Genomic DNA, 8,210 nt, shown 5'->3' on the forward strand with positions numbered 1-8,210 from the left:
TGACACTGTGGGTCATGACGACAGCTTCGCTTCACATCACTCTGATCACCGAAACCTTCCCGCCAGAGATCAACGGGGTGGCCAATACCCTTGGCCGCCTGTGTGAAGGTTTGCGCGCGCGCGGCCATCAGGTCGAGTTGGTGCGCCCACGCCAGGGCAGCGATCAAAGCCGCCCCAGCGATGACGCGCTGCTGCTGTGCCGCGGCTGGCCGCTGCCGGGCTACCCCGGCCTGCAATGGGGCCAGTCGTCGATGCATAAGTTGTTGCGCCGCTGGACCCGTCAGCGCCCCGACGTGCTCTACATCGCCACCGAAGGCCCATTGGGCTTGTCGGCGTTGCGCGCAGCACGGCGCCTGGGCATCAGCGTGGTCAGTGGCTTTCACACCAACTTCCAGCAGTACTCGAACCAATACGGTTTGAGCCTGCTCAGCCGCATGGTCACGCACTATTTGCGCTGGTTCCATAACCGCTCGACGCTGACGCTGGTCCCCAGCACCAGTCAGCGCCTGGAGCTGGAGCGGCGGAATTTCGAGCGTCTGGGAATGTTGGCGCGCGGGGTCGACAGCCAGTTGTTCCACCCGGCGAAACGCGACCACGCGTTGCGGGAAAGTTGGGCATTGAACGCTGAACAGATCGCCGTGCTGCACGTAGGTCGACTGGCGCAGGAGAAAAACCTGGGACTGCTCAAGCGCTGCTTTGAAACCTTGCAAGACACGTATCCGTTGCGCCAGATGAAACTGATCATCGTCGGCGATGGCCCACAACGCACGATGCTGGAAAAGGAACTGCCGGAGGCGATTTTCTGCGGCACCCTGCGCGGTGAAGAACTGGCCCGGCATTACGCCTCAGGCGATGTGTTCCTGTTCCCCAGCCTGACTGAAACCTTCGGCAACGTGGTGCTGGAGGCGATGGCCTCGGGATTGGGGGTGGTGGCCTACGACCAGGCGGCCGCAACCCAGCATATCCGCCATGGCTACAACGGCGTGCTGGCGATGCCCGGGGATGAGGCTGCGTTTTGCGATGCCGCCAATTGGTTGCTGGAAGATGCAGAGAGCCTGCGCCGCATGCGCCTGAATGCTCGCCAACATGCGAGCCGCCAAGGCTGGCCGGCGATCATCGAACAGTTCGAACGCCAGTTACGCGGAGTGTGCAAGGACGGACACCCGGTGCCCGCCCTTTCGCCTCTTACACCAGGGTCGTCAACGCCTCACGACTGAACGGCAGGATGTCGCCCTCGCGCCCCTCGCGCACCTTCACCGCCCAATCCGGGTCCACCAGCAAGGCACGGCCCACAGCGACCAGGTCGAACTCGTCGTTGTTGAGGCGCTCCAGCAGCTTTTCCAGGCTGGCGGGCTGCGCGACCTTGTCGGTGTTGACCATAAACTGCAGGAACTCGCCGTCCAGGCCGACGCTGCCGACGGTGATGGTCGGCTTGCCGGTGAGCTGGCGGGTCCAGCCGGCCAGGTTGAGGTCGGAGCCTTCGAATTCCGGCTCCCAGAAACGACGGGTTGAGCAGTGGAAAATATCCACACCCGCGTCGGACAACGGCTTGAGGAACTCACCCAGCGCCTCGGGTGTTTGCACCAGGCGCGCAGTGTAGTCCTGCTGCTTCCACTGCGAGAAACGCAGGATGATCGGGAAGTCCGGGCCTACGGCGGCGCGGGTGGCCTGGATCAATTCGATGGCAAACCGCGAACGGTTGGCCAGACTGCCACCGTATTCGTCGGTGCGCTGGTTGGTGCCTTCCCAGAAGAACTGATCAACCAGGTAACCGTGGGCGCCGTGGATCTCTACGCCGTCCATGCCGATGCGCTGGGCATCCTTGGCGGCTTGGGCGAAGGCATTGATCACGTCCTGGATGTCCTGGGTAGTCATGCCGTGGACGACCACATTGCCGTCCTTGAGTTTTTCCATCGGCCCGTAGGCCGGTACGCTGGCGTCAGGCTCGGTGCCGATACGGCGCACGCTGCCCACGTGCCACAGTTGCGGCACGATCTTGCCGCCTTCGGCGTGTACGGCGTCGACCACTTCTTTCCAGCCGGCCAGCGCGGCCTCACCGTAAAAATGCGGAACGTTCGGGTAACCGTTGGAGGCCTGATGACCGACCACGGCGCCTTCGGTGATGATCAGGCCCACGCCGGCGGCAGCGCGGCGGCGGTAGTATTCGATGACCTTGGCATTGGGCACGCCACCCGGCGAAAACGAACGGGTCATGGGCGCCATGACCACGCGGGTCGACAGTTGCAGTGCACCGAGCTGGAAAGGTTTGAACAAGGCTTGGACAGGCATGGGAGCACTCCGCGGAAGAGGTATTTATGATGCGGATAATATGGGCAGTGCGCAGCGCCTGAAAGCACTATTGATTTGGGTGATTAAGGGGTAAAAGTCAGGAAGTGAATCACCACAAACCTGTGGCGAGCGGGCTTGACTCGGGTTGGGCGGCGTAGTGGCCCTGTTTGAAGCCAGCGCGGTTATCGGCTTAATTGCGGTGTCGGTTTTGGGGCTGCTTCGCAGCCCAACGCGGGGCAAGCCCGCTCGCCACGACAAGCCGGCTCGTCATGACAAGAGCGCTCGCTACAAGGAGCGCGCTTGCCGATAAAGCCTCTGGCAGCGTTCAGCTCAGGGCTTTTTCGATGGCCTGCACGATCGTCGGATCATCTGGCGCGGTACGCGGCGAGAATCGAGCCAGCACTCGGCCGTCCTTGCCGAGCAGGAATTTCTCGAAGTTCCAGGTGATATCCCCAGGAAACTCGGCGCCCTCGCCCGCCAGTAAGCGGTACAACTGGTGGCGATCGTGGCCATTGACGTCGAGCTTGCTGCCCAATGGGAAGGTCACGCCGTAGTTCACGTTGCAGAACGCCTGGATTTCTTCCTCGGTGCCCGGTTCCTGGCCTGCAAACTGGTTGCACGGCAGGCCCAATACGGTAAATCCCTGGCCCTTGTACTGCTGATAGAGGTTTTCCAACGCCGCGTATTGCGGGGTCAAGCCACATTTGGAGGCCACATTCACCACCAGCACAACTTGCCCCTTGAAGGGCGCCAGCGGTAGCTCTTGACCGTCCAAAGCTTTGAGTTTCAGGTCGTGGAAAGCACTCATGACGAACTCCAGATATCCCATGTTCTTCGCGTTGCGGCCGTTCGAGATTACAGACTGCAAGCCTGCAATCATAGACGCCGATTACAAAACTCGCCCGCCGGTTACTGAGCGGTCGGCCACGGCAAAATCGGAATCGCCGTGACTGCGTTTTGCGGGCTGCCTTCGATCAAACGGTCGCTGTAGACCAGGTAAACCAGGGTATTGCGCTTCTTGTCGAGGAAGCGCACCACCTGCATGGTCTTGAACACCAGCGAGGTGCGTTCCTTGAACACTTCGTCGCCATCCTTGAGCTCACCGTTGAAATGAATCGGGCCAACCTGGCGGCAGGCTATCGAGGCTTCGGCGCGGTCCTCGGCCAGGCCCAGGCCGCCTTTGACGCCGCCCGTCTTGGCGCGCGACAGGTAGCAGGTCACGCCATCAACCTTGGGATCATCAAACGCCTCGACCACGATCCGGTCGTTAGGCCCGACAAATTTGAACACCGTCGACACCTGACCAATTTCTTCAGCCGAGGCCAGCAGCGGCAGAGCCAGCAACAGGCCGAGTACTCCGTTCATGACGCGCATCGTGTATTCCCTTTATTTAGACCAGGATCAGGTTATCGCGGTGAACCAGTTCGGGTTCGGCCATGTAACCTAATAGTCCGACAATCGCGTCAGACGAATGTCCAATGATTTTCTGCGCTTCAAGGGCGCTGTAGTTGGCCAGGCCACGGGCGATCTCACGACCGTCGGGTGCCACACACACCACCATCTCGCCACGGCGGAAGCTGCCCTGCACCAATTTGACGCCCACTGGCAGCAGGCTCTTGTTGCCTTGAGACAGCGCCGACACGGCACCATCGTCCAACACCAGCGTGCCACGGGTTTGCAGGTGCCCGGCCAGCCACTGCTTGCGCGCCGCCAGCATGCCGCGTTCCGGCGACAGCAACGTGCCAATGCGCTCACCGGCCTTGAGACGGTCCAGCACACGCTCCAGGCGCCCGCCGACGATGATGGTATGCGCACCGGAGCGCGCGGCCAGGCGTGCAGCACGCAGCTTGGTCTGCATGCCGCCACGGCCCAGCGCCCCGCCGACGCTGCCGGCCACGGCATCCAGCGCCGGGTCATCGGCGCGGGCTTCGTAGATCAGCTGGGCATCGGGGTTGTTGCGCGGGTCGGCGTCGAACATGCCGTCGCGGTCGGTGAGGATCACCAGCAGGTCGGCCTCCACCAGGTTGGCCACCAGCGCGGCCAGGGTGTCGTTGTCGCCGAAGCGAATTTCATCGGTGACCACCGTGTCGTTCTCGTTGATCACCGGGATCACTTTGAGCTCGACCAGCGCGCGCAGGGTGCTACGGGCGTTGAGGTAGCGCTTGCGGTCGGACAGGTCGTCGTGGGTCAGCAGGATCTGCGCCGTGTGGCGGCCATGCTCGGCAAAGCTGGATTCCCAGGCTTGCACCAGGCCCATCTGGCCGATGGCAGCGGCGGCTTGCAGCTCGTGCATCGCGCTGGGTCGCGCGGTCCAGCCGAGGCGGCTCATGCCGGCGGCCACAGCCCCGGACGACACCAGCACCAACTCGACACCGGCCTCATGCAAGGCCACCATCTGCTCGACCCAGACGCTCATGGCTGCGCGATCCAGACCTTTGCCATCCGCCGTCAGCAGCGCACTTCCGATCTTTACGACCCAGCGCTGCGCACCTGTCACTTTGCTCCGCATCATCTTCAACCTTAGATTGAGGGCTGCGCGACCCAGCGCGGCCCATAACGTTATTCGTGACTACTTTAGTGACTGCTCGTATACCCAGATACCAAAACGCCGCTCGAGTGAGCGGCGCTTAAGTTTACTGCAACGAATCAGTCGCGCACGTAAATGATTTCCGGACCGTCTTCATCATCCACGTCTTCTTCGTCCCAATCATCGTCGCCGATGTCATGGACCGACTTCACGCCGCTGCGGCGCAGGGCACGCTGGTCATCCAGGGCTTGCAGCTGGGCACGGGCTTCGTCTTCGATCTGTTGATCGAGCTCAGCGAGTTCGGCCTTGAATACCGGGTCGGCCGCCAGGCGGTCGGCGCGGTCTTCCAGGTAGCGCATGATGTCGCGGGTCAGGCGTTCGGTGCCTTCTTTGGCGATGGCCGAGATCACGTAGACCGGACCTTCCCACTCCAGGCGGTCGACGATTTCCTTGACGCGCTCTTCGTGCTCTTCTTCCAGGATCTGGTCGCACTTGTTGAGTACCAACCAACGATCGCGCTCGGCCAGGGCCGGGCTGAACTTGGTCAGTTCGCTGACGATCACTTCGGCGGCGTCCGGTGCGCTGGTGTCATCCAGCGGCGCCATGTCGACGAGGTGCAGCAGCAAACGGGTACGCGACAAGTGCTTGAGGAAGCGAATCCCCAGGCCGGCGCCATCGGAAGCACCTTCGATCAAGCCTGGAATGTCGGCGATCACGAAGCTTTTCCAGCGGTCCACGCTGACCACGCCCAGGTTTGGAACCAGAGTGGTGAACGGGTAGTCGGCGACTTTCGGCTTGGCGGCCGAGACCGAGCGGATGAAGGTACTTTTGCCGGCATTCGGCAGGCCCAACAGGCCGACGTCTGCCAGTACTTTCATTTCCAGCTTGAGGTCACGCTGCTCGCCCGGCTTGCCCGGCGTGGTCTGGCGTGGTGCACGGTTGGTACTGGACTTGAATCGGGTGTTACCCAGACCGTGCCAGCCGCCCTGCACAACCATCAGTTTCTGGCCGGCCTTGGTCAGGTCGCCAATCACTTCCTGGGTGGCCGAGTCGATGATCGTGGTGCCGACCGGTACGCGCAGTACCAGGTCTTCGCCTTTTTTACCGGTGCAGTCGGTGCTGCCGCCGTTGGAGCCACGCTCGGCATCGAAGTGCCGGGTGTAACGGTAGTCGACCAGGGTGTTGAGGTTTTCGTCGGCCATCATGTAGATGGAACCGCCGTCACCGCCGTCACCACCGTTGGGGCCACCGTTTTCGATGAATTTTTCGCGACGGAAACTCATGCAACCGTTACCGCCGTCGCCTGCTTTTACTCGGATGGAAACTTCATCAACGAACTTCATAACAAAACGCCTCTCGTCGCATGGACGAGCTTAAGAAACCAAGACATAAGACTCTTGCAAAAATGAGCGCAGCGACCTCAAACAATGACCGCGTATCCAGCGCCTGAGCTCATTACAAACAGCTTTGCAAGAGACTCACTCCACAAACGAAAAAGCCCCGTCGCGAGACAGGGCTTTTCCAGCGATCGCGCAATTAAGCGGCGACAACGCTCACGTAACGGCGGTTGAAAGCGCCTTTTACTTCAAACTTGATCACGCCTTCGATTTTAGCGAAGAGGGTGTGATCTTTACCCATGCCAACACCGTAACCGGCGTGGAATTGGGTGCCGCGCTGACGCACGATGATGTTGCCCGGAATGATTTTCTGGCCGCCATACATCTTCACGCCAAGGCGTTTGGCTTCTGAGTCGCGACCGTTACGGGTACTACCACCAGCTTTTTTGTGTGCCATGAGTCAATTCTCCTAGTGAGGAATTAGGCTGAAATTAAGCCTGAATACCGGTGATTTTGATCTCGGTGTACCACTGGCGGTGGCCCATACGCTTCATGTGGTGCTTACGACGACGGAACTTGATGATGCGGACTTTATCGTGACGACCTTGGGAGATCACTTCAGCCACAACGGTAGCGCCAGCAACAACTGGAGCGCCGATGTTCACGTCATCGCCATTGGCGACCAACAGAACGCGATCAAAGGTAACGGATTCGCCAGTAGCGACTTCCAGTTTTTCGATCTTCAGGTATTCACCTGGGGCGACCTTGTATTGCTTGCCACCAGTAACAATTACTGCGTACGACATGGTATTTCTCCGATAATCCTGCTCACCCAGCGCTTTATAAGAAGAGGTATTGGCTGGCATGGCTGCATGGGATGGACGTCCCGAATGCAATTGCGTAAGGCAGGTGCTGCCCAGGAAGTTCAGGGTGCGCGATTGTACGCAAGGCAACGGAGCGTTGCAAGAGGCCGTCTATCGCGCCTTGACACCCGGGGGTGAGGGTCCTAGCATGCCGCGCAACCCTTCTGGAGCGACTGTCGCTGATGCAACCCCAAGCTTTCTACCGCGCGGTCGCGGACGATTTTAGCGCCGTCGACGGCATCATCAAGCAGCAGCTGACTTCTAAAGTGCCGCTGGTCTCCAAAATTGGCGACTACATTACGTCGGCGGGCGGCAAACGCCTGCGTCCTTTATTAGTGTTGCTGTGTGGCAAGGCCTTGGGCCGCGAAGGCGATGACCTGCGCCTGCTGGCCGCCACCATCGAATTCCTGCACACCGCCACCCTGCTGCATGACGACGTAGTCGACATGTCCGGCATGCGCCGTGGCCGTGAGACCGCCAATGCCATGTGGGGCAACGCCCCCAGCGTGTTGGTCGGCGATTTTCTGTACTCGCGCTCGTTCGAAATGATGGTCGAACTGGGCTCGATGCCGGTGATGAAGATTCTTTCACAAGCCACGCGCATCATCGCCGAAGGCGAAGTGTTGCAGCTGTCGAAGATCCGCGACGCCAGCACTACCGAAGAAACCTACATGGAAGTGATCCGCGGCAAAACCGCGATGCTCTTCGAAGCCTCCACTCACAGTGCTGCCGCCCTGTGCGGCGCCACTGCCGAACAGGCCGAAGCTCTGCGCACCTTTGGTGATCACCTGGGCGTGGCGTTCCAGTTGGTGGACGACCTGCTCGACTACAAGGGCGACGCCGAAACCCTGGGCAAGAACGTCGGTGACGACCTGGCCGAGGGCAAGCCGACCTTGCCGCTGATCTACACCATGCGCGAAGGCACGCCGGAACAGGCCGCCCTGGTGCGCAAGGCGATCCAGAAAGGCGGGATCGAAGACTTGGAGGCCATCCGCGCAGCCGTGGAAGCCTCGGGCTCTCTGGAGTACACCGCGCAACTGGCACGTGACTACGTCGCCCGCGCCATCAAGTGCCTTGAAGCCCTGCCTGCCAGCGAATACCGGGACGCCCTGGTCGAGCTGAGTGAGTTCGCGGTCGCCCGTACGCACTAAGAACTACCTGCAAAGCGGGCTTGTGTGGGAGCGGGGGGGGGGG

At 60.9% G+C, this 8,210-nt stretch carries 9 protein-coding genes; 2 read left to right on the forward strand and 7 right to left on the reverse strand.

From position 1 onward, the window contains the following. The first annotated feature begins 14 nt into the window (after nt 1-14). Nucleotides 15-1,217 (forward strand): glycosyltransferase family 4 protein, encoded by a 1,203-nt coding sequence (locus tag NTD89_RS23550; RefSeq protein WP_119736716.1) that lies wholly within the window; start codon nt 15-17, stop codon nt 1,215-1,217. On the opposite strand, the gene NTD89_RS23555 is transcribed toward NTD89_RS23550, so the two are convergent. From NTD89_RS23555 to rplU, 7 genes are all read right to left on the reverse strand, one after another. Beyond that, nucleotides 1,186-2,289, reverse strand: a complete 1,104-nt coding sequence (locus NTD89_RS23555) for an NADH:flavin oxidoreductase (RefSeq protein ID WP_262209964.1) — start codon at nt 2,287-2,289, stop codon at nt 1,186-1,188. The two genes, NTD89_RS23550 and NTD89_RS23555, sit on opposite strands and share 32 nt — an antisense overlap. A gap of 325 nt (nt 2,290-2,614) precedes the next feature. After that, on the reverse strand, nt 2,615-3,097 hold the full coding sequence (locus NTD89_RS23560) for a glutathione peroxidase (protein WP_106578205.1): 483 nt from the start codon (nt 3,095-3,097) through the stop codon (nt 2,615-2,617). Between the two features lie 101 nt (nt 3,098-3,198). Beyond that, on the reverse strand, nt 3,199-3,663 hold the full coding sequence (locus NTD89_RS23565) for a CreA family protein (protein WP_145164324.1): 465 nt from the start codon (nt 3,661-3,663) through the stop codon (nt 3,199-3,201). 16 nt (nt 3,664-3,679) lie between these two features. Beyond that, nucleotides 3,680-4,798: a glutamate 5-kinase gene (proB, locus tag NTD89_RS23570; protein ID WP_262209974.1), complete on the reverse strand. Its 1,119-nt coding sequence runs from the start codon at nt 4,796-4,798 to the stop codon at nt 3,680-3,682. A 137-nt stretch (nt 4,799-4,935) separates the two neighbouring features. Next, the gene (gene cgtA / locus NTD89_RS23575; RefSeq protein WP_016976186.1) at nt 4,936-6,159 is read right to left on the reverse strand and encodes an Obg family GTPase CgtA; all 1,224 of its coding nucleotides are present in this window, start codon (nt 6,157-6,159) and stop codon (nt 4,936-4,938) included. Nucleotides 6,160-6,352: 193 nt separating this feature from the next. Next, nucleotides 6,353-6,610: a 50S ribosomal protein L27 gene (rpmA, locus tag NTD89_RS23580; protein WP_003176049.1), complete on the reverse strand. Its 258-nt coding sequence runs from the start codon at nt 6,608-6,610 to the stop codon at nt 6,353-6,355. Nucleotides 6,611-6,644: 34 nt separating this feature from the next. Beyond that, on the reverse strand, nt 6,645-6,959 hold the full coding sequence (rplU, locus tag NTD89_RS23585) for a 50S ribosomal protein L21 (RefSeq protein ID WP_007950961.1): 315 nt from the start codon (nt 6,957-6,959) through the stop codon (nt 6,645-6,647). 239 nt (nt 6,960-7,198) lie between these two features. Between rplU and NTD89_RS23590 the strand changes: the two genes are divergently transcribed. Continuing rightward, a complete protein-coding gene (locus NTD89_RS23590) occupies nt 7,199-8,167 on the forward strand; it encodes a polyprenyl synthetase family protein (RefSeq protein ID WP_145164326.1) in 969 nt (322 codons plus the stop codon). The last annotated feature ends 43 nt before the right edge of the window (nt 8,168-8,210 follow it).

The organism is Pseudomonas sp. 14P_5.3_Bac1 (assembly GCF_025466135.1).
Lineage (GTDB): Bacteria > Pseudomonadota > Gammaproteobacteria > Pseudomonadales > Pseudomonadaceae > Aquipseudomonas.

Coding starts and splice junctions, on each gene's coding strand:
- NTD89_RS23555 (WP_262209964.1), bottom strand. CDS start 2,289: ATGCCTGTCCAAGCCTTGTTCAAACCTTTCCAGCTCGGTGCACTGCAA.
- NTD89_RS23550 (WP_119736716.1), top strand. CDS start 15: ATGACGACAGCTTCGCTTCACATCACTCTGATCACCGAAACCTTCCCG.
- rplU (WP_007950961.1), bottom strand. CDS start 6,959: ATGTCGTACGCAGTAATTGTTACTGGTGGCAAGCAATACAAGGTCGCC.
- proB (WP_262209974.1), bottom strand. CDS start 4,798: ATGCGGAGCAAAGTGACAGGTGCGCAGCGCTGGGTCGTAAAGATCGGA.
- rpmA (WP_003176049.1), bottom strand. CDS start 6,610: ATGGCACACAAAAAAGCTGGTGGTAGTACCCGTAACGGTCGCGACTCA.
- NTD89_RS23560 (WP_106578205.1), bottom strand. CDS start 3,097: ATGAGTGCTTTCCACGACCTGAAACTCAAAGCTTTGGACGGTCAAGAG.
- NTD89_RS23590 (WP_145164326.1), top strand. CDS start 7,199: ATGCAACCCCAAGCTTTCTACCGCGCGGTCGCGGACGATTTTAGCGCC.
- NTD89_RS23565 (WP_145164324.1), bottom strand. CDS start 3,663: ATGCGCGTCATGAACGGAGTACTCGGCCTGTTGCTGGCTCTGCCGCTG.
- cgtA (WP_016976186.1), bottom strand. CDS start 6,159: ATGAAGTTCGTTGATGAAGTTTCCATCCGAGTAAAAGCAGGCGACGGC.